Annotated in this window: 19 protein-coding genes and 1 tRNA gene; 5 read left to right on the top strand and 15 right to left on the bottom strand. The window is 62.8% G+C overall.

The genetic code is table 11. The annotated features are described in order from the left end of the window. Nucleotides 1–88 precede the first annotated feature (88 nt). The 6 genes from CUV01_RS19590 to CUV01_RS05410 all read right to left on the bottom strand — a co-directional run bounded on the left by CUV01_RS19590 (nucleotide 89) and on the right by CUV01_RS05410 (nucleotide 6,371). Nucleotides 89–472 (bottom strand): hypothetical protein, encoded by a 384-nt coding sequence (locus CUV01_RS19590; RefSeq protein ID WP_157994779.1) that lies wholly within the window; start codon nucleotides 470–472, stop codon nucleotides 89–91. 137 nt (nucleotides 473–609) lie between these two features. Further along, entirely contained in the window at nucleotides 610–2,463 is a 1,854-nt protein-coding gene (uvrC, locus tag CUV01_RS05430) for an excinuclease ABC subunit UvrC (RefSeq protein ID WP_101459579.1), read from the bottom strand. A 300-nt stretch (nucleotides 2,464–2,763) separates the two neighbouring features. Continuing rightward, nucleotides 2,764–3,537: an SDR family oxidoreductase gene (locus CUV01_RS05425; RefSeq protein WP_101459578.1), complete on the bottom strand. Its 774-nt coding sequence runs from the start codon at nucleotides 3,535–3,537 to the stop codon at nucleotides 2,764–2,766. Beyond that, nucleotides 3,534–4,451, bottom strand: a complete 918-nt coding sequence (locus CUV01_RS05420; RefSeq protein ID WP_101461882.1) for a calcium/sodium antiporter — start codon at nucleotides 4,449–4,451, stop codon at nucleotides 3,534–3,536. The genes CUV01_RS05425 and CUV01_RS05420 overlap by 4 nt, the downstream gene beginning before the upstream one ends. A 117-nt stretch (nucleotides 4,452–4,568) precedes the next feature. Continuing rightward, a complete protein-coding gene (locus tag CUV01_RS05415) occupies nucleotides 4,569–5,369 on the bottom strand; it encodes a S49 family peptidase (RefSeq protein WP_198731880.1) in 801 nt (266 codons plus the stop codon). 48 nt (nucleotides 5,370–5,417) lie between these two features. Beyond that, nucleotides 5,418–6,371: a LacI family DNA-binding transcriptional regulator gene (locus tag CUV01_RS05410; RefSeq protein ID WP_198731915.1), complete on the bottom strand. Its 954-nt coding sequence runs from the start codon at nucleotides 6,369–6,371 to the stop codon at nucleotides 5,418–5,420. A 167-nt stretch (nucleotides 6,372–6,538) separates the two neighbouring features. On the opposite strand from CUV01_RS05410, the gene CUV01_RS05405 reads away from it, so the two are divergent. Beyond that, nucleotides 6,539–6,615: transfer RNA gene (locus CUV01_RS05405), tRNA-Arg, on the top strand. A 246-nt stretch (nucleotides 6,616–6,861) separates the two neighbouring features. Here CUV01_RS05405 and CUV01_RS19585 read toward each other — a convergent pair. The 4 genes from CUV01_RS19585 to CUV01_RS05385 all read right to left on the bottom strand — a co-directional run bounded on the left by CUV01_RS19585 (nucleotide 6,862) and on the right by CUV01_RS05385 (nucleotide 10,283). Further along, the gene (locus CUV01_RS19585; RefSeq protein WP_157994778.1) at nucleotides 6,862–7,104 is read right to left on the bottom strand and encodes a hypothetical protein; all 243 of its coding nucleotides are present in this window, start codon (nucleotides 7,102–7,104) and stop codon (nucleotides 6,862–6,864) included. Between the two features lie 342 nt (nucleotides 7,105–7,446). Then, on the bottom strand, nucleotides 7,447–8,409 hold the full coding sequence (locus tag CUV01_RS05395; protein WP_101459574.1) for an acetyl-CoA carboxylase carboxyltransferase subunit alpha: 963 nt from the start codon (nucleotides 8,407–8,409) through the stop codon (nucleotides 7,447–7,449). Nucleotides 8,410–8,484: 75 nt separating this feature from the next. Continuing rightward, the gene (locus tag CUV01_RS05390; protein WP_101459573.1) at nucleotides 8,485–9,099 is read right to left on the bottom strand and encodes a L,D-transpeptidase family protein; all 615 of its coding nucleotides are present in this window, start codon (nucleotides 9,097–9,099) and stop codon (nucleotides 8,485–8,487) included. Beyond that, the gene (locus CUV01_RS05385) at nucleotides 9,096–10,283 is read right to left on the bottom strand and encodes a MalY/PatB family protein (protein WP_101459572.1); all 1,188 of its coding nucleotides are present in this window, start codon (nucleotides 10,281–10,283) and stop codon (nucleotides 9,096–9,098) included. The genes CUV01_RS05390 and CUV01_RS05385 overlap by 4 nt, the downstream gene beginning before the upstream one ends. Before the next feature lie 78 nt (nucleotides 10,284–10,361). Between CUV01_RS05385 and def (CUV01_RS05380) the strand changes: the two genes are divergently transcribed. Genes def (CUV01_RS05380) through fmt form a run of 4 tightly spaced genes read left to right on the top strand, consistent with a single transcriptional unit; the run spans nucleotide 10,362 to nucleotide 12,832 of the window. Further along, a complete protein-coding gene (def, locus tag CUV01_RS05380; RefSeq protein ID WP_101459571.1) occupies nucleotides 10,362–10,883 on the top strand; it encodes a peptide deformylase in 522 nt (173 codons plus the stop codon). Beyond that, nucleotides 10,876–11,379 carry a peptide deformylase gene (gene def, locus CUV01_RS05375; protein WP_232962531.1) on the top strand — a complete coding sequence of 168 codons (504 nt, stop codon included), beginning with the start codon at nucleotides 10,876–10,878 and terminating at the stop codon, nucleotides 11,377–11,379. The genes def (CUV01_RS05380) and def (CUV01_RS05375) overlap by 8 nt, the downstream gene beginning before the upstream one ends. Then, nucleotides 11,376–11,879, top strand: a complete 504-nt coding sequence (gene def, locus CUV01_RS05370) for a peptide deformylase (RefSeq protein WP_101459570.1) — start codon at nucleotides 11,376–11,378, stop codon at nucleotides 11,877–11,879. The genes def (CUV01_RS05375) and def (CUV01_RS05370) overlap by 4 nt, the downstream gene beginning before the upstream one ends. 59 nt (nucleotides 11,880–11,938) lie before the next feature. Then, complete coding sequence (fmt, locus tag CUV01_RS05365) at nucleotides 11,939–12,832, top strand: methionyl-tRNA formyltransferase (protein WP_101459569.1); 894 nt, start codon at nucleotides 11,939–11,941, stop codon at nucleotides 12,830–12,832. 51 nt (nucleotides 12,833–12,883) lie between these two features. Here fmt and CUV01_RS05360 read toward each other — a convergent pair whose 3' ends face one another. The 5 genes from CUV01_RS05360 to CUV01_RS05340 all read right to left on the bottom strand — a co-directional run bounded on the left by CUV01_RS05360 (nucleotide 12,884) and on the right by CUV01_RS05340 (nucleotide 18,827). After that, complete coding sequence (locus tag CUV01_RS05360) at nucleotides 12,884–14,488, bottom strand: ABC transporter ATP-binding protein (protein WP_101459568.1); 1,605 nt, start codon at nucleotides 14,486–14,488, stop codon at nucleotides 12,884–12,886. Continuing rightward, nucleotides 14,485–15,300, bottom strand: coding sequence for an ABC transporter permease (locus CUV01_RS05355; RefSeq protein WP_101459567.1), 816 nt, complete (start codon nucleotides 15,298–15,300; stop codon nucleotides 14,485–14,487). Before CUV01_RS05355 ends, CUV01_RS05360 begins: the two co-directional genes overlap by 4 nt. Further along, entirely contained in the window at nucleotides 15,297–16,238 is a 942-nt protein-coding gene (locus CUV01_RS05350; RefSeq protein WP_101459566.1) for an ABC transporter permease, read from the bottom strand. Before CUV01_RS05350 ends, CUV01_RS05355 begins: the two co-directional genes overlap by 4 nt. A 43-nt stretch (nucleotides 16,239–16,281) precedes the next feature. Beyond that, entirely contained in the window at nucleotides 16,282–16,893 is a 612-nt protein-coding gene (locus CUV01_RS05345; protein ID WP_101459565.1) for a LysE family translocator, read from the bottom strand. Between the two features lie 272 nt (nucleotides 16,894–17,165). Beyond that, the gene (locus CUV01_RS05340; RefSeq protein WP_101459564.1) at nucleotides 17,166–18,827 is read right to left on the bottom strand and encodes an NAD+ synthase; all 1,662 of its coding nucleotides are present in this window, start codon (nucleotides 18,825–18,827) and stop codon (nucleotides 17,166–17,168) included. Between the last annotated feature and the right edge of the window lie 50 nt (nucleotides 18,828–18,877).

Here is an 18,877-nt window from a genome sequence, read left to right as displayed (position 1 = left end):
GCTGAGGGGGCAGTTTGGAAGGGGTGTTGAGAGGCCGCGTTGTCACAGCAGCTTGTGTCGGGCCGATCAGAGCCGGCCCGGCACCTCGTCAGGCCTCGACGCAGCGTTCGGGGCACATGTCGAAGGGACGTCCGGCCACCGTCAGCCGCGAGGCCCTGATGCGCCGGTCGCCAAAGCCAGAGGCGCGTTGCCCCTGAATCTGGATCTGATCGCCCGGCGCGACGACCTTGTCATTCAGTCCGGCGCGTTGGGTCTGGTTTCTGTCGCCCAATTCGACGGTCCAGTTCATACCGTCGCGGGCGCGGACCTGCAGGGAAGGATGGCTACTAGAGAGCCCCAGGTCGGTGATCGTTGCATCAAGGCTGGTCACATCATCGTCGTAACCCGGCCATGCGCTGCCCCGCTCTGACTGAGCGGGGGCCAAAAGACGTACCGTGCCGCCTGCGCGACCGGAAATCGGGTAAAGAGGCATATCGCTTCCTTTGGGTGAATCAAATGGGCAGCAACGCAATCATAGCGTGTTAGGGCGGGTCTTGGCAGGTAGGGTTTTACCGAGTCTGTCAATCAGCGGCATTCCGTTCAAAAGCCACGAAATTACCCAGTGTCGCGCTAGCCGTGGAAGTGGTCATAGATGGTTTGTGCCAGTGTCTCGCTGATTCCATCGACCGCTTGCAGATCGGCGATACCGGCGCGGGAAACCGCTTTGGCGCTGCCGAAATGCGCCAGCAGGGCGCGTTTGCGGGATGCGCCCACGCCCGATACTTCGTCCAGTGGATTGGCCAACGCCTGTTTCGTGCGCCGTGCGCGGTGCGTGCCGATGGCCCAACGGTGCGCCTCGTCGCGCAGGCGTTGGATAAAATACAGCACCGGATCGTTCATCCGCAGCGCCATGGGACGCGCGCCGGGGCGGTGGAATTCTTCCTTGCCATGGTCGCGATCAACGCCTTTGGCGACCCCGATGACCGGAATATCCTCGACCCCAAGATCGGCCATGATCCCGTGCACGACGCTGACCTGCCCCGCACCGCCGTCGATCAGCAGCAGGTCGGGCCAGGCCTCGGTCTGGCGATCGGGATCCTCTTTCAGCAGGCGTTGAAAGCGGCGGGTCAGCACCTCTTTCATCATCCCGAAATCATCGCCGGGCGTGATTTCGGTCCCCTTGATGTTGAACTTGCGATACTGGCTTTTGATGAAACCTTCGGGCCCGGCAACGATCATGCCACCGACAGCGGCGGCACCCTGAATGTGGCTGTTGTCATAGACCTCGACCCGTCGCGGCGGGGCGGGCAATTCAAAGGCATCGGCCAGACCTTCCAGCAACCGCGCCTGAGCGGCGCTTTCCGACATGCGCCGCGCCAGCGATTCACGGGCATTGCGCAGGGCGTTGGCGACCAGATCCAGCTTTTCGCCGCGTTGGGGGACCGATAGCTCGACCTTTCGCCCGGCGCGTTCCGACATCACCTCGGCGGTCAGTTCGGGATCTTCCGGGCCATGCGAGAGCAGGATCAGCCGGGGCGGCGGTTTGCCGTCGTAGAATTGCAGCAGAAAGGCCTGCATCACCTCATCGGGCGATTCCGCACCGCCGAGCCGAGGGTAAAAGTCCCGATTGCCCCAGCTTTGATTGCCACGGATGAAGAATACCTGAACGCAGGCCTGACCGCTTTCCATATGCAGGGCGACAATATCGGCCTCGGCCACGCCCTTGGGGTTGATGGCCTGCACCGACTGGACCGCCGTCAGTGCCTTGATCCGGTCGCGCAGGGCGGCGGCGCGTTCATATTCCATCGCCTCGGCGGCGGCGGCCATTTCCTGACCCAGATTCGCCTGAATGGTGGTCGTCTTGCCTTGCAGGAATCGCTCGGCATCGCCGACCAGCCCGGCATAATCCTGTTCGCTGATCCGGCCCACACAGGGCGCGCTGCACCGTTTGATCTGGAACAGCAGGCAGGGGCGGGTGCGGCTTTCAAAGGTGCTGTCTGAACAGTTCCGCAGCAGAAACACACGCTGCAATTGGTTCAGCGTGCGATTTACCGCGCCGGCACTGGCGAAGGGGCCGTAATAGTCGCCCTTTTCCGACTTCGCCCCGCGATGTTTCTTGATCTGCGGAAAGGCGTGCGATTTGGCCACAAGGATATTGGGAAAGCTTTTGTCGTCGCGCAGCAGCACGTTATAGCGCGGCTTCAACTGCTTGATCAGGTTCTGTTCCAGTAGCAGCGCCTCGGTCTCGGTGCGCGTGGTCAGGAACATCATGGAATGGGTTTCGCGGATCATCCGCGTGATGCGCCCCGAATGTCCCGAAGGGCGCGCATAGTTCGACACCCGCGCCTTCAGATCGCGCGCCTTGCCGACGTACAAAACGGCGCCCTGGGCATCGAGCATGCGATAAACGCCCGGGCTGGATTCCAGGTTGCGCAGATAGTCTTGGATAACGGCGTGGCCGGTTTTGGCTGGTTTGTCGGTCATGACATCAAGAAGGTGATTCTTGGTCCTCGCTGCAAGTTTCGGACGGTGGGTACAAGGGTAAAGATGTCCACGGTTTCTGTGGATAAGTATGTGGGCAAAAGCTGGGCAGCATGAAAATCGCCAACGTTCATGGGCAGGCAGTGGACTTGCCTATATTTTAGGCAAACTATTAGCGCATTGATTTTCAATGATATTTCATGTGATCGAGGCAAGGGGCTGAAATTTCTCAAAGAATCGTGACGCTTCTGTGACCGTTTCGCGCGGAGTGGACAACTTGGGCGGGTTTCCTGCGCTGTCAGCCTACTCGATGCCTAGTATGTCAGGTGTTTTCCAGCCCAGATGCTGTCCACCATCGACGCAGATCAGCTGACCCGTCACCGCTTTTGCATCCAGCAGATAGCCTAGCGCGGCAGTGACATCATCGCCGTCCGCGCCGCGTTCAAGGATCGTGGCCGCACGCTGGCGGGCAAAGTGATCCTGCGTCTGGCGCGCCCCGCGCATGGTCGGGCCCGGACCGATGGCATTGACGCGAATGACCGGGGCCAGCGCCTGTGCCGCCGTGCGCGTCAGTGCCCAAAGCCCGGCCTTGGCCAGCGAATAGGTCATGAATTCCGGGGTCGGTTTCAGCACCCGCTGGTCGACCATGTTGACGACCAGCCCCGACGCGAGCGGCTCGCCGTCCTGGCGCTCAACTGGGCCGATCTGTGCGGCGAAGGCCTGCGTCAACTGAAACGGCGCGCGCAGGTTAGAGCCCATGTGCCGTTCCCAACCGTCGCGTGTTGCGCTGGACAGGGTGTCGTATTCAAAAATCGAGGCGTTGTTGACCAGCACCGACAGCGGGCCAAGCGCCGCTGTCACACCGGGGATCAGCGCCTGCGTCGCATCGTCATCCAGCAGGTCGGCCTGAAAGGCCTGTGCGCGGACGCCCATGTCGCGGGCCTCGGCCGCGGTCGCCTCGGCCTCTTTGGCAGAGCGGTCGTAATGGATCGCAACGTCATGGCCGCGTCCCGCCAGATACAGCGCCATGGCGCGGCCAAGTCTGCGGGCAGAGCCGGTGACCAACGCCGTGGTCATAGCAGGATGAACAACACATAGGCGACGTAAAAGGCCAGCAATGCCAGGCCTACACGTTTGCCCATGGGGATGCCCCTGAAGAGGAACGGATATAGCAGGGCCGAACTGGCCAGCATGACCCAGATGTCCAGCTGCAGGAGCGAGGCCGGGACCGGCAGGGGCTTGATCAGGGCCGTGATGCCCAGAATCGACAGGATGTTGAACAGGTTCGACCCGACCACGTTGCCAAGCGCCATGTCTGCCCGCCCTGCGCGCGCCGAGGCGATCGAGGCGGCCAATTCCGGCAGGGACGTGCCAATGGCGACAAGGGTCAGGCCGATCACCACTTCGCTGATGCCAAAGGCCCGCGCAATATCGGTCGCACCCGACACCAGCAATTGCGCCCCAAGCGGCAGCGCAACCATGCCGATGCCCAGCCACAAAGCAATCTTGCCGGCCGTCGCAGAGGTATCGGCGCCCTCCAGTTCATCGGGCGAGGACGATTTGGCCGTCGATAGCTGACGCCAGATGATCAGACCCAGAACCAACAGCAGCAACATGCCATCACCGCGACCGATTGGCCCCAAAAGCGCCAGCACCACCAGCAGAAGCGATGCGCCCATCATCATGAACCAGCTTTCGCGCAGTTCCAGCCCCTTGGTCGGTATGCCGGTCAGCGCCGCGCAGACGCCCAGAATGATCAGGACATTCGCGATGTTCGAGCCGACAACATTGCCCATCGCGATATCGGTCGAGCCCTTCAACGCGGCCGAAACCGAGACCAGCAATTCGGGCGCCGAGGTGCCAAAGGCAACGACGGTCAACCCGACCACCGTCGGCGTGATGCCGAGGCTCAGCGACAGGTTTACGGCGCCCTTGACCAGATTGTCGCCGCCCACAACCAGCAAGCCGAGCCCGGCAATAATAAGAAGCACATCAACGATCACGGCGCGATATCCCCAGCAGTTTGAACAGAAAACTGCGAAAGCCCGGCCCGGCGATAAACGCCAGCACGACCATCACAAGCAAAAATGTCAGCACGATCTTAAGCATCAGCGTCCAACCCCAAAACGTGCAAAGGCGGCCCGTTCATCGGCAGCCCCCAGCAGCGCCTCGCCCGACAGGCCAAGGCGACGAAACCACGGCTGGCGGATGCCATAGCGTTCAAAGCGAACGTCGCCAAAGAGGTCACGCATGGTCGGCTCCAGATGGCCAATCCCATCCGCCAGCCCCAGTTCGATTGCGCGGCGTCCGGTCCAGAACGCGCCGGTGAACAGATCCTCGGCATCGGCCAGCTTGTCACCGCGCCGGGCGCGGACATGATCGCGAAACGAGTCGTGTATGGTGTTCAGGATTGCGTCCAGCCGCTCGACATCTTCGGGTTTCTCGGGCCGGAAGGGATCAAGCTGTGATTTTGACCGGCCAGAGGTGTGAACACGTCGCTCGATCCCCCACCGTTCTATCAGTTCGGTAAAGCCGAACCCGGCCGAGATCACACCGATCGAACCCAGGATTGAACTTTCATCAGCCCAGATCCGGTCTGCCGCACAGGCCAGCCAGTAGCCGCCCGAAGCCGCCACATCTTCGACGAAGGCATGAACCGGCACATCATGCTTTTCCGACAGCCGCCGGATGCGCGCCCCGATCAGCGAGGATTGCACGGGTGAGCCGCCGGGCGAGTTGACGGCCAGCGCCAGTGCCACCGGTTTCTTGCGGGTGAAGGCGCGTTCCAGCAGCGGCTGCAAACCAGCATCAGACAGGGCCGCGGCGCCGGGCCGGGCGGCTGTGCCGATCAGGCCTTGCAGGCGGATGACAGCCACGGTTGGCTTGCGATTGATGAACGGCAATTTCATAGGCAACAGATACGCGGCATGCGCGCCGCGGGCAAGCGGGCTGGCGTGCTAGCGCGGTGTGCGGATCGTGTCGCCGGCCAGAAAGGTTGGCGTCAGCGCGATCGTGCGGTCTGCGGGGGCGGGATCCTTGCCCGCGATGAGCCGCGCCGCGCGGCGTCCGATGTCATGGCGGCGGGCGTCGGTCGTCGTCAGTCGCACCGGCAACCCATCCAGCAGATCGACGCCGTTAAAGCCGGCCAGCCCGACCTTGTTTGGAATGTCATAGCCCTCATCCAGGCAATGCAACAAACCGCCCGCACCGATCATGTCATTGGAAAAATAGATAAAATCCAGATCAGGGGCGCGGGCAAGAATGCGCTGCGTCAGTTCGCGTCCCTTCAGCAGGGACGAGCCGCCCTGATAATATTCTCGGGCTTCCAGTTGGACGCCTTTTTCGGCCAAGCCTTCTTCAAAGCCTATCAGCCGTTTTCGCGCACGGTGATCCTCGGGCATGTGAGTGCCGACGAAACCGATCCGGCGATAATCTGCTGCCAGTATGCGATCAGCCATTTCACGGCCCGCGCGGTGGTGCGAGATCCCCACCAGCGTGTCGATGCCAGTGCCATCGACATCCATGATCTCGACGATGGGGATCCCGGAATTCGTCAGCATCGCGATCGCGGCCTTGCTGTGCTCGAGCCCTGCGAGGATCACCCCCGAGGGCCGCCAGGACAGCATGTCATACAACACCATCTCTTCGCGCGCGGGCGAGTAGTTGCTGACCCCGATCACGGGCTGCAGGCCTGTATCGTCCAACTCGGCCGAAATGCCACCCAAGACATCGGGAAAGACCAGGTTCGACAGCGATGGAATGACGACCGCGACCAGATTGACCCGCTGGCTTGCCAGCCCACCTGCGATCTTGTTTGGCACATAGCCAAGCGTCTTGGCGGCCGTCAGCACCTTTTCACGGGTCGCAGCAGAAACATCACCGCGATTGCGCAGCACACGACTAACGGTCATTTCACTGACGCCGGACGCTTCGGAGACGTCCCGAAGCGTAAGGGGCCGGTGCGGTTTTTTCGGTGTCATGTCGATCCGGTCAAGAAACGTCGCATTGATTGTTAGCGCATGACCTGCGATCCGGCAAGCTTGCCAATGCGCCGCGATGGCTGCAAAAGGCATGACGTGGCCCCGTGGCTCAACTGGATAGAGCAGCCCCCTCCTAAGGGGCAGGTTGCAGGTTCGAATCCTGCCGGGGTCGCCACCATTTTCTTGATACCAGTCAGGTCCAGGAGTGCACGTTTCAGGGTGTTTCGTGCACACCCCCGTCAAGATGTGCTGCCTGGAGTTCAGGGAGGAACAGTCCAGTGCAATGATCTGGATAGATAAAAATCTGTGTGCTTTATGCGCGCACGGGCAATTTCCGAGGGTCTTTACTGTACAAATATTGCGGCGAACCAAGGCCGGCTGAGGCCGCCCTGCCAACCTGCCAGCCGTAGAATACCCGGCCCTAAAGCCGGATATCCCAATGGCGGGGGCTGTCGTCGCGATAAGGCGGCAGGCCGATATCGCGCCGCAAATGTGGACTGAGGCGTTCCGCCGCAGCATTTCTTCTGCGCCGCTTGGGTTTGCGCGCGCCTCGGATCATCGTCCCGATCAGCGCGATGACAACGACCCGCGTACCATGCCGGTCGATCAGTTGTTGCAGCGTCAGGTGGGGCGTACTGCCCCGCAAGGGAAGTCTGGCAATCATTTTCGTCACCTGAGGACCCGCATGAACGCGGGCTATGTCGAATGAATTATGGAAACAGGGACATGCACAGCCGACTAAAGCTGCGTCAGAACCCGGATGATGTTGTGGAGGTGGCCGGAGGGCCGATCAGCAGCGCGATAGCCAATCGGCAGGCTTCCACACATTGCCTTTGCAGGCGGCGAATACTGTTCGGAATTTATACATCATCGCCCTCCTTGGAATCAGGCCAGTGGAAACTGACATAAACGTGAGGGCAAGCCGGTTGCCAGGCAAGCGCATTGTCTGCCTGACCGCAGGAACCTGCTTTGCTGTGACCTCAGGGCCACAAACAGGTTGGTAAGGTCAGGCCGCCAGACCCTTGCTGCCCATGGACAGGAATTTCTCGCGCCGCGCCTTGATCAGTGCTGCGGGTTTCTGGTCCGACAACTCTTTCAGCATCTCGGCGATGTCCTTGCCGACCGCCTTGATCGTTTCCTCGGGGTGTCGTTGCGCACCGCCAAGCTGTTCGGCGATGATGCGGTCGATCACGCCCAGCTGCTTGAGGTCTTGGGCCGTCAGGCGCAGCGCCTCGGCGGCTTCGCGCATCCGCTCGGCATCCTTCCACAGGATCGAGGCGCAGCCTTCGGGCGAGATCACCGAATAGATCGAATGTTCCAGCATGGCGATCTTGTTGGCCGTCGCAAAGGCCACCGCGCCGCCCGAGCCGCCTTCGCCGATGATGACGCTGACCAGCGGCACGCCGATTTCCAGACATTTCTGGGTGCAACGCGCAATCGCCTCGGACTGGCCGCGTTCCTCGGCGCCCTTGCCGGGATAGGCGCCGGGCGTATCGACCAGCGTGATGACCGGCAGACCAAAGCGGTGCGCCATATCCATCAGCCGGATCGCCTTGCGATAGCCTTCGGGCCGGGCCATGCCGAAATTGTGGTGGATGCGGGATTTGGTGTCGGTGCCTTTTTCGTGCCCGATCACAACGCAGGGCGCGTCGTTGAACCGCGCCAGACCACCCATCACCGCATGGTCGTCGCCAAAGGCCCGATCGCCGGCCAGCGGCATGTATTCGGTGAACAGCCCCTTGATATAGTCGCTGCAATGGGGCCGGTCGGCATGCCGTGCGACCTGCGTTTTGCGCCAGGGCGTCAGATCCTTGTAGAGATCCTTCAGCATGGTGGCGGCTTTCTTGTCCAGTGCCGCGGCCTCTTTCTCGACGTCGACCGAATCCTCGGACTTGCGGGCCATGGCGCGCAATTCTTCGGCCTTGCCATCCATATCAGCCAGCGGCTTTTCGAAATCGAGATAGGTCATGCGGGTCAGACTCCGGGCTCGTAGGTCAGCGCCTATATGATCTGCCGCGCGCACGAATGCAACGCGGGCGGGGGGTCAAGGTCGGATTTCCACACTGGTGCCAATGGCGGTCGCCGCAAAGACCTCTTGGATCTCGGTGTCGCTGATGGCGATGCAGCCGGCGGTCCAGTCGCCTGCCAATATCTCGCCATCGGGGCGCTGGTTGGGTTGCCCGTGGATAAAGATGTCGCCGCCGGGATTGACGCCCGCGGCCTGCGCCCGTGCACGGTCGCGTGGGCGGGGATAGTCGAGTCCAAGCGACAGGTGATAGGCAGAGCCGCCATTGCGCCGGTCGATCTTGAACAGGCCCTCGGGCGTGCGGCCATCGCCTTGGCGCGCCTTGTCGCCGGCGGGCGCAAAGCCCAGCCCGATGCGATAGGTCTTTAGCTGACGCCCATCGCGCCAGACCGACATGCGGCGCTGTGATTTCTCGATCAGGATATGATCGACCGGGCCCTGCAACCCGGTTTGCGCAACCGGCGGGCGGGTCGGGGGACGCTGCGGGATCGTTACCTGCGGGGCATCGGGACCGACGGGCGCACGCGGCGCGAAATCAGGCGATAACGCCAGCCAAACCGCACCCAGCACCAGCGTGACGGCGATCAGCCGCAACAGCCGCTTGCGTGACCCTGACCGGCGGCGCTTGCTCATTGCAGGTCGCTGAATGCCTGTTTCATGCGCTGCACGGCCTCGCGGACCCGGGCGCGGGGGGTGGCAAGGTTGAAGCGCAGGAAATCCTCGCCGCCCTGGCCGAATGTGGGGCCGTGATTGGCGGCGATGCGGGCCTGATCCTGAACGCGGGCGGTGAAATCCTCGCGCGACATGCCGGTGCCGCTGAAATCGACCCAGGCCAGATAGGTCGCCTGCAAGGGCATCGAATGCAGGCCGGGAATGCTGTTGATCCCCTCATCGAACAGGCGGCGGTTGCCGTCGATATAGGCGACCAACTCATCGACCCAGGCCGCACCTTCGGGGGAATAGGCGGCGGTCACCATGTCCTGCCCGAAAAGGCCGGGCGACAGGCCAAGCGCCATTTGCCGGCCCTGATAGGCCGCGCGCAACGCCGGATCCGGAATGATGGCATTGCCGATATGCGCCCCGGCGATGTTGAAGGTCTTGGTCGCGGCCGTCAGCGTGATCAGCCGATCGGTTATATCGGGGGCCGCCAGGGCGGTGACGCTGTGGCGCGGCGCGTCGGGCATGATCAGATCGTGGTGAATTTCGTCCGAGACAAGGATCAGGTCATGCTGCTTGCAGAAATGGGCGACCTCGCGCAATTCCTCGGGCGACCAGACGCGCCCGCCGGGATTGTGGGGCGAACACAGGATCAGCATCTTCTCGCGCCCGGTCATTTGCCCGGCCCATGCGTCCCAATCCATCTGATACACGCGGTTCTCGTCCAGCCGCAGCGGGAATTCCGCCACCTCTCGATCGTTGGCGCTGATCACGCGGGCAAAGGCGTGATAGACCGGCGTCATCAGGATCACCCGGTCGCCGGGCTGGGTAAAGGCATCGACCGCCAGCGCCGTGCCATTGACCAGACCGGCGGCGGTCAGCACCCAATCTGGTTGCACCTGCCAGCCGTGGCGGGTCTGCATCCACCAGCGGATGGCCTCCAGATAGGGCTTATTGCTGCCCGGATAGCCATAAATGCCATGCGCAGCCTGCGCGTCGACCGCCTGCTGGACGATGGCGGGCGGCCGGAAATCCATATCCGCGACCCACATCGAGATGCCGTCCTGCGGGTCGACGCCGTAATATGTCTTCATGTCGTCCCATTTCGCGCAGCCTGTTCCCACACGGTCGATGATCTGGTCGAAATCGGGTTTGGTCATGTCACGCCCCTGCGCTCTGGTTTCCTCTTGCTTACGCGGCTTGTTGCGCACAGCCAAGCCTTGCCCTAGATCACGCCTATGACTATGCGCACGATCCTGATCCATCCCGACCCTCGTCTCAAAAAGGTTACCGCGCCGGTTGCCCGCGTCACGCCCGAGATCGAGGCGCTGGCCGCTGATATGCTGGCCACCATGTACGAGGCCCCCGGCATCGGCCTTGCCGCGCCGCAGGTCGGTGTGCTGCAACGTATCTTTGTGATGGACGCCACCCGCGAGCCCGAGGCAGAGCCCACGCCCATGGTGCTGATCAACCCCGAGATCGAATGGACCTCGGAAGAGGTGAACAGCTATGATGAGGGCTGCCTGTCGATCCCCGATCAGTATGCCGATGTGACCCGACCGGCAGAGGTGCGGATGCGCTGGCTGGGGCTGGACGGCAAGACGCACAGCCAGGAATTCGACGGGCTCTGGGCAACCTGCGCCCAGCACGAGTTGGATCACCTGAATGGCATTCTGTTCATCGACCACCTGTCAGCGATCAAGCGGCAGATGATCACCCGCAAGATGGTCAAGCTCAAGCGCGAGAAGGCACGTGCGTGACCGGCTGCCTCAGGGTCGGGTGCAACCGATCATTCTGCACCCCGATCCGGTGCTGACGTCGCGATGCGCGCCCGCTGGCTATCTGAACGGACCAGAGCTGTATCAACTGGCCGCCGATCTGCTGGCGACCATGTATGCTGCCGAGGGGCGCGGGCTTGCTGCGCCGCAGATCGGTATCTTGCGACGGATCTTTGTCATGGACGCAAGCTGGAAAACCGGCACGCCCGAGCCACTGGTGCTGGTCGACCCCGAGATCATCGCCCGTAACGGCCCGATCGAAACGGTCGAGGAACGCTGCCTTTCGATCCCGGATCAGCCGGTTTCTGTCGCGCGTGCCAGCCAGATCGAGATGCAGTGGTTCGACCTGACAGGACATGCGCAATTTCGCAAGATGGCGGGCGATCTCGCCCGGATCGCCCAGCACGAGGCTGATCATCTGGATGGCAAGCTGATTGTCGATGACCCGCAACTGGCCGCAACCGCGGGGCGCGAATGACCGTTCGCCCCTTTATTCCCTATACCGACCGGCGTTTGCATCTGCGCGTCGAACCTGTCGCCGCGATCACCGAGACCGTCCAGATGATCTGGGACGATATGATCGACACGATGGAGGCGATGCCGGGCGTCGGGCTGGCGGCACCGCAGATCGGCATCATGCAGCGGCTGGCCGTGGTCGATGCCTCGGACAAGCGTGGTCAGGCCGTGCGGATGGCCAATCCCGAGGTGCTGCATTCCAGCGTCAAACTGCGCAGCCATGACGAGGCCAGCCCGAACCTGCCCGGTGTCTTTGCCCGGATCGAGCGGCCGCGTGCGGTGACCGTGCAGTTCCTCAATGTCGAGGGCAAACTGGAAGAGCGCGATTTCGTCGGGCTTTGGGCCACCAGCGTGCAGCACCAGATAGATCATCTGAATGGCGTGGTTTACGTGGATCATCTGACCCCGCTGCGACGCAAGATGCTGGTGCAGAAATCGGCCAAGCTGGCGCGACGCGGATAGGGTGTGCCGGGGCTAAAGCCCGCACAAGGACATATTGAACAGGGCAAGCGGAGGCAGGGATGCGCGTGATTTTCATGGGAACGCCGGATTTCTCGGTCCCGGCACTCAAGGCTCTGGCGGCGGGGCATGAGGTTGTGGCCGTCTACTCACAACCGCCACGCGCCGCCGGGCGAGGGCAAAAACCACGCCCGTCGCCGGTGCAGCGTGCGGCAGAGGATCTGGGGATTCCGGTTCGCGTGCCGGTCAGTCTCAAGGGCGCCGAGGCGCAGGCAGAGTTCGCTGCGCTGGCGGCGGATGTCGCCGTTGTCGTCGCCTACGGGCTGATCCTGCCGCAGGCGGTGCTGGATGCGCCGCGCCTTGGCTGCCTGAACATTCACGCCAGCCTGTTGCCGCGCTGGCGTGGTGCCGCGCCGATCCATCGTGCGCTGATGGCTGGCGATGCCGAGACCGGTGTTGCGATCATGCAGATGGAGGCAGGGCTGGATACCGGGCCGGTTCTGACAGAGGCACGCACAGCAATCGGGGCCGAGGAAACGACAGGCGATCTGCACGACCGGTTGTCGACGATGGGCGCGGATCTGGTGGTGGATGTGCTGGGCCAACTGCCGATGACAGCGGATAGCCAACCTGAAACGGGCGTCACCTATGCCGCCAAGATCGACAAGGCCGAGGCCCGTGTGGATTGGTCACGACCGGCCACCGAAGTGGATCGGCTGATCCGGGGTTTGTCGCCCTTTCCCGGCGCCTGGTGCGAGGTCGCGGGCGAACGTGTCAGGCTGTTGCGCTGTCGTCTGATCGAAGGCGAGGGTGAGCCGGGGCAGGTCCTGGGCGGATTTCGCGTCGCCTGCGGGCAAGGCGCGGTCGAAATCACCAAAGCGCAACGGGCCGGCAAGAAGCCGATGCCCGTCGCCGAACTGATCAAGGGTTGGAGCCTGCCCGAAAGATTGGACTAGCATCCGGCAGCTTGCCCCTGAGTGCAGCGGCGTTTGCGCGCGTCGTCATCGTCAAATGGCAGGAAGGCTTTGCTCCTGCGGGGTCCAACTTGGCGGAATCTCGGGGGCTGCGGCCATCAGGCGCTGCGTATAAGGGTGGCTGGGGCTGTCCATGACCTCTGCGGTCGGTCCCTGCTCGACGATCTTTCCCTTTTCCATCACCAGCACGCGGTCGGTCACGCCGCGAACGACCGACAGGTCGTGGCTGATAAAAAGATAGGCCATCCCGTGGCTGCGCCGCAGATCGGTCAGCAGATCCAGCACCTGCGCACGGACGCGGACATCCAATGCGCTGACGGCCTCGTCCAGCACGATCAGGCGCGGGCGGATGATCAGGGCGCGGGCGATGGCGATGCGCTGGCGCTGGCCGCCGCTGAATTCGTGGATGTATTTGCGCGCGTCGCCGGGGTCCAGCCCGACCTCTTGCAGTGCTTGGCTGACACGGTTGCGCCAGTCGGCGGGCCGGCCTGTCAGATGAAACGGTTCGGCCACCAGCCGATCCACCCGCCAGCGCGGATCAAAGCTGCCGAATGGATCCTGAAAGACCACCTGCATCTTGGCGCGCAGTCCGGGCGGCATCGCGTGGCCGGCAGAGACCTGATCGCCGTCCAGCAGGATGCGCCCGCCCTGCAAAGGATCAAGCCCAAGGATCGCGCGTGTCAGTGTCGACTTGCCGCAGCCGGACTCGCCCACCAATCCAACGCTTTCGCCATCCGCGATATCCAGACTGACCCCATCGACCGCGCGCAGGACAGGTTGGGGGGCAAAGGCAGACGGGCGGGGCAGCGGGTATTCCCTGACGGCGCCCTCGACGCGCAGGATCGGTGTGTCATCCGCCATCACCGGCACCCGATCAGGCGCATGGCGCGAGGCTGCGAAAAGCTGGCGGGTATAGGGATGGGACTGCGCGCGAAACAGCGCCTCGGTCGGGCCTGCCTCGACGATCTCGCCCGATTTCATCACCGCCACCCGGTCGGCAATATTGGCGACGACGGCCAGATCATGGGTGATCAGCAGCAGCGCCATCCCCTCATCGCGCACAAGGTCGCGCAGCAGATCAAGGATCTGCGCCTGCGTCGTGACGTCCAGCGCCGTCGTCGGCTCGTCCGCGATCAGCAGATCAGGGCGCAGGGCGATGGCCAGCGCGATGGCGACGCGCTGCCTCTGACCGCCCGACAGTTCGTGCGGGTACAGGCCAAGGGGGAAACGTGGCTCCGGCAGGCCGACGCGATCCAGGCGCTCCCTCGCGCGGGCCAGCGCCTGATCCTGGGGCATGTCTTGATGAATGCGCAGGGTTTCAGCGACTTGGTCGCCGATATTCATCAGCGGGTTCAGGGCGGTCATCGGCTCTTGGAAAATCATTCCAATACGTTTCCCGCGAATACGGCACAGCGCCGCCTCGTCGGCCTGCAGTAGATTCTGCCCATCCAGCAGCACCTGACCCCCGGTCTTTGCGCGATGGGGCAGCAGCCCCAAGATGGCCAGCGCGGTCATCGACTTGCCACTGCCGGATTCACCGACCAGCCCGGTGATCTCGCCGGGTTCCAGCCGCAGATCCACATCGCGCAGGATCGCTGACGTGCCAATGGTCAGGGACAGATCGCGCGTTTCGATCATCGCATCACCTTCAGCCGTGGGTCCAGCGCATCGCGCAGCCCGTCGCCCAGCAAATTCAGCCCCAGCACCGTCAGCACGATACAAAGCCCCGGGATGACAGCCACATGCGGCGCAATGGTGATCATGGTCTGCGCCTCGGCCAGCATCCGGCCCCAGCTGGGCGTGGGTGGCTGCGCACCAAGGCCTACATAGGACAATCCGGCCTCGGCCAGAATCCCGAGGCTGAATTGAATGGTGCCCTGCACGATCAGCAAATTGGTGATGTTCGGCAGGATATGCTCGACACTGATCCGGGCGCGCCCCTTGCCCGCGACTTCGGCGGCCCGAATGTAGTCCAGCACCCATAGCGGCATCGCGCCGCCGCGCGTCACGCGGGCGAAGACGGGGATATTGAAGATCCCGATGGCGATGATCGCGTTCACGGCCGAGGGCCCGAAGGCTGCGGTGATCAGGATCGCAATCACAAGGCTGGGGAAGGCAAAAATCAGGTCGTTGCCGCGCATGACCAACTCGTCCAGCCAACCGCCCCTGTTGGCTGCAGCCAGCAGTCCCAGTGGCACACCCGCGCCAATCCCGATTCCCACCGCAACCAGGGCCACGGCGATCGAGGTTCGCGCGCCAACCATGATCATCGACAGGATGTCGCGGCCGAAATGATCCGTGCCCAGCCAATGCGCCGCCGATGGGGGCTGTAATTTGTCGGCAATGGCCATCTGCGTCACGTCATAGGGCGTCCAGACGAACGAGATCAGCGCCGCCAGTACCGCGGTTCCCGCCAGAAATGCGCCAAGGATCAGCCCCCATCTGGTCATCTCTTGCGCAGCCTCGGATCAACGGCGGCATAGGTCAGATCCACCAGAAAGGTGACAAGGATCACGGCAAAGACCAGAACCAGAACCGCAGATTGAACCACGATCAGGTCGCGCTGGTTGATGGCCTGAAAGATCATCCGCCCGAGGCCGGGCAGGTAAAAGACGTTCTCGATAATGATCGCCCCGGCCAGCAGAAAGGAAAACTGCATCCCCATGATGGTCAGCACCGGGATCAGGGCGTTGCGCAGGGCATGGCGGCGCAGGGTCTGGCCGCTGGTCAGTCCCTTGGCGCGGGCAGTGCGGATATAGTCCTGACCCCGGGTCTCGATCAGCGCCGACCGCAGCACACGCGCCAGAATGGCAGCCTGCGGCAGCGCCAACGCGATAGCGGGCAGCAGCAGCGATTTCAGCGCGCCGATGGGATCGGACCAGCCGGCAAACCCACCGGCCGGCAGCCAGCGCAGCTTGACCGCGAACAGCAGCACCAGCAGCATCGCGAACCAGAAATTCGGCAGAGCGATGCCCAACTGCGTCGCGCCCATCACCGCCGCATCGCCGGCTTGTCCCCGCCGAGCTGCGGCGTAGATCCCGACCGGAAAGGCAATGGCTGTCGACAGGATCAGCGCCATCAGCGCCAAAGGCAGCGACACTTGCATCCGGTGGACAATCATTTCTGCAATCGGGGTCTTGTAGGTGAAACTGTTGCCGAAATCGCCTTGCAGGATCGCGCCGACCCAATGTGCGTAGCGAATGGGCAGAGGTTGATCCAATCCCATCTGATCGCGCAGCGCGGCAACGGTTTCCGGCTGTGCGCCCGTGCCCAGCATAAAGCTGGCGGGGTCGCCCGGAACCAGCTCAACAACCGAAAAGATCAACGCCGAGGCGACAAGCAGGCTTATCCCAAGTGAAATTATCCGGCGGCTTACATATCGCAACATGTCATGACGCTAGACCGCCGAAACGACCGGGCGCAAGCGGCCTTCAGCGCGCAGCAATCATCACGGCACTGCCGCCCAACATCAGACCACCGCCAGTATAGCCAAACAGACGCCGGGCCGGGGCGGATCGAAAGCCGCGCCGCAATCGCGCCGCCAGCAGGGCATAACCTGCCAAGACGATCCCGGCGACTGCGCTTGCGGTCACAGCGAGGATGATCAGTTGCGGCAGATGTGCTCGATCTGGCGAAATGAACTGCGGCAGAAAGGCCAGATAGAAACCGATTGCCTTGGGGTTCAGCACGCCCGTCAGAAACCCGGCACGACCAGCGGCCATGACTTGCGGCTCGGCTGGGACCTGATCTGTTAAGCGCCGCGCCGCCCTGATCTGACCAAGCCCCAGCCAGGCCAGATAGACAACGCCGGCCCATCTCATCGCCTGAAAGGCCAGCGAGGACGCCGCCAGAACCGCCCCAATCCCGCCAAAGGCAAGGCTCATCATCACCAGCACGCCAGCCAGATCACCAGCCACGCAAACCAGCGCCGCCCGTTTGCCGCGTATCAATGCCTGTGACATGACCATGATCACGCTTGGTCCGGGGATAAGCGACAGGATCGCGAATGACAGCACAAATGCCAACCATAGGTGAATATCCATCTGCCCTCTCTTGGCCGTCCCTTCCCATCATTGTCCGGCCAGTCGATAACGGCCAGTGCAGAATGAATATTTAAACGCCAAAGACATGGCGGGCCGCACACACCCCGCCCCGGCGCTCGTCCGGGTGGGGTGCGGCGTCTTCGGCGGCGGTCATCGGCGTCCCCGCCTGTACCGCCCCGCCGTGCTAGCAGCGAACCGCTAAGAAACCCTGAATGCGCGCGTCTTTGGCGTTAAAATATCCCGGGGGTGCGGGGGCAGCGCCCCCGCCGATGTCACAACTCGTCGCGCCAACGGTTGACCAGCGGATAACGCCGGTCCAGCCAGAAGGCCTTGGTCGAAATGCGCGGGCCGGGGGCGGCCTGATAGCGTTTCCATTCGCTGATATAGAGCAGCTTTTCGACCCTGCGCACCGTGTCGGCGTCAAAGCCCTGTGCCACCAGATCCTTCAGCGCCAGATCTTTTTCCACCAACCCTTCCAAAATGGCGTCCAGCACCTCGTATGGCGGCAGGGAATCGCTGTCTTTTTGATCGGGGCGCAGTTCGGCGGATGGCGGTTTGCTGATGATCTGCGGCGGTATCACCTCGCCCGGCTTACCCATCATCCAGTCGCGGTGATTGGCGTTGCGCCAGCGGCAGGTCTCGAACACGCGGGTCTTATACAGGTCCTTGATCGGGTTATAACCGCCGGCCATGTCGCCATAGATCGTGGCATAGCCCACTGCGACCTCGGATTTGTTGCCCGTGGTCAGCAGCATTTCCCCGAACTTGTTCGACAGAGCCATCAGCATCAGGCCGCGCAGGCGGGACTGGATGTTTTCTTCGGTCGTGTCGGGCTTGGTGCCTTCCATCAGATGTGCCAGCGCGTCCTCGACCGCATCGCGTGCGCCGTCGATTTTTACCGTATCCAGCCGCGTGCCAAGGCGCGTCGCGGCGTCCGCAGCATCATCCAGTGACCCTTGCGAAGTGTATTCCGATGGCAGCATCACGCAGCGCACATTTTCGGGGCCGACCGCGTCAGCCGCAATCGTGGCGACCAGCGCGCTGTCAATGCCGCCGGACATGCCCAGAAGCACCTTTTCAAAGCCGGATTTGCGCAGATATTCGCGCAGGCCCAGCATCATCGCGTGGTAATCCTGTTCCCATTCGTCGGGCTGCGGCTCCATCTTGCCGGGTTCGGCCTGCCAGCCGCCATCCTCGCCACGGGCGAAATCGACATGGACGACGCGTTCTTCAAAGGGCGCAAGCTGCACGACCTTTTTTGCGCCGGGGTTCAGCACGAAACTGGCGCCGTCATATAGTTGATCGTCCTGCCCCCCGACCAGGTTCAGATAGACCAGCGGCAGACCGGTTTCTATGCAGCGGCCAACCATATGGCCCATGCGCAGGTCCAGCTTGTTGCGGTGATAGGGACTGCCATTCGGGACCAGCAGGATCTCGGCGCCCGTTTCGGCCAGCGTTTCGGCGACATCGGGATACCAGCTGTCTTCGCAGATGGGCGATCCGACGCGGATCGGGCCGATGCGGTAGGGGCCGCTGACGGGGCCGCTGTCGAACAGGCGCAATTCGTCGAACAGTTGCTTATGGGGCAGATGGTGTTTCAGGACGCGCGCCACCAGCTTGCCGTCTTGATAGACGAAATAGGCGTTATACAGCTGATCGCCGTCGCGCCACGGTCCACCGATGCCAATCGCAGGGCCATCGGTCAGGCTTTCACCCAACTCGCGTATCGCGGCCATCGCGTCTTCGGCAAAGGCGGGCTTCAGCACCAGATCCTGCGTTTGATAGCCGGTGATGAACATTTCCGGCAGCGCCAGCATATCCGCGCCGGCATCTTTCGCCTGTTGCCAGGCCTCGCGTGCCTTGGCGGCATTGCCGGACAAGTCACCGACGGTTGCGTTCAACTGGCCCAGGGTCAGGCGGAATTTATCGCTCATGGTCGCCTCGTTTGCCTCTCGCCTCCGTGATAGGCGAAGGGTGCGGAAAG

It is taken from the genome of Paracoccus tegillarcae (assembly GCF_002847305.1).
Taxonomy (GTDB): domain Bacteria; phylum Pseudomonadota; class Alphaproteobacteria; order Rhodobacterales; family Rhodobacteraceae; genus Paracoccus; species Paracoccus tegillarcae.
Note: the sequence above shows the minus strand (reverse complement) of the source record. Positions and strands in the feature narration are given on the sequence as shown.

Bases quoted from the DNA above. Each gene is read 5' to 3' on its own strand.
- fmt (WP_101459569.1), top strand. From the start codon at position 11,939: ATGCGCGTGATTTTCATGGGAACGCCGGATTTCTCGGTCCCGGCACTC.
- CUV01_RS05345 (WP_101459565.1), bottom strand. From the start codon at position 16,893: ATGGATATTCACCTATGGTTGGCATTTGTGCTGTCATTCGCGATCCTG.
- CUV01_RS05360 (WP_101459568.1), bottom strand. From the start codon at position 14,488: ATGATCGAAACGCGCGATCTGTCCCTGACCATTGGCACGTCAGCGATC.
- CUV01_RS05390 (WP_101459573.1), bottom strand. From the start codon at position 9,099: ATGAGCAAGCGCCGCCGGTCAGGGTCACGCAAGCGGCTGTTGCGGCTG.
- CUV01_RS19590 (WP_157994779.1), bottom strand. From the start codon at position 472: ATGCCTCTTTACCCGATTTCCGGTCGCGCAGGCGGCACGGTACGTCTT.
- CUV01_RS05415 (WP_198731880.1), bottom strand. From the start codon at position 5,369: ATGAAATTGCCGTTCATCAATCGCAAGCCAACCGTGGCTGTCATCCGC.
- CUV01_RS05395 (WP_101459574.1), bottom strand. From the start codon at position 8,409: ATGACCTATCTCGATTTCGAAAAGCCGCTGGCTGATATGGATGGCAAG.
- CUV01_RS05410 (WP_198731915.1), bottom strand. From the start codon at position 6,371: ATGACCGTTAGTCGTGTGCTGCGCAATCGCGGTGATGTTTCTGCTGCG.
- CUV01_RS05425 (WP_101459578.1), bottom strand. From the start codon at position 3,537: ATGACCACGGCGTTGGTCACCGGCTCTGCCCGCAGACTTGGCCGCGCC.
- CUV01_RS05350 (WP_101459566.1), bottom strand. From the start codon at position 16,238: ATGTTGCGATATGTAAGCCGCCGGATAATTTCACTTGGGATAAGCCTG.
- CUV01_RS05385 (WP_101459572.1), bottom strand. From the start codon at position 10,283: ATGACCAAACCCGATTTCGACCAGATCATCGACCGTGTGGGAACAGGC.
- CUV01_RS19585 (WP_157994778.1), bottom strand. From the start codon at position 7,104: ATGATTGCCAGACTTCCCTTGCGGGGCAGTACGCCCCACCTGACGCTG.
- uvrC (WP_101459579.1), bottom strand. From the start codon at position 2,463: ATGACCGACAAACCAGCCAAAACCGGCCACGCCGTTATCCAAGACTAT.
- CUV01_RS05340 (WP_101459564.1), bottom strand. From the start codon at position 18,827: ATGAGCGATAAATTCCGCCTGACCCTGGGCCAGTTGAACGCAACCGTC.
- def (WP_101459571.1), top strand. From the start codon at position 10,362: ATGACTATGCGCACGATCCTGATCCATCCCGACCCTCGTCTCAAAAAG.
- CUV01_RS05355 (WP_101459567.1), bottom strand. From the start codon at position 15,300: ATGACCAGATGGGGGCTGATCCTTGGCGCATTTCTGGCGGGAACCGCG.
- def (WP_101459570.1), top strand. From the start codon at position 11,376: ATGACCGTTCGCCCCTTTATTCCCTATACCGACCGGCGTTTGCATCTG.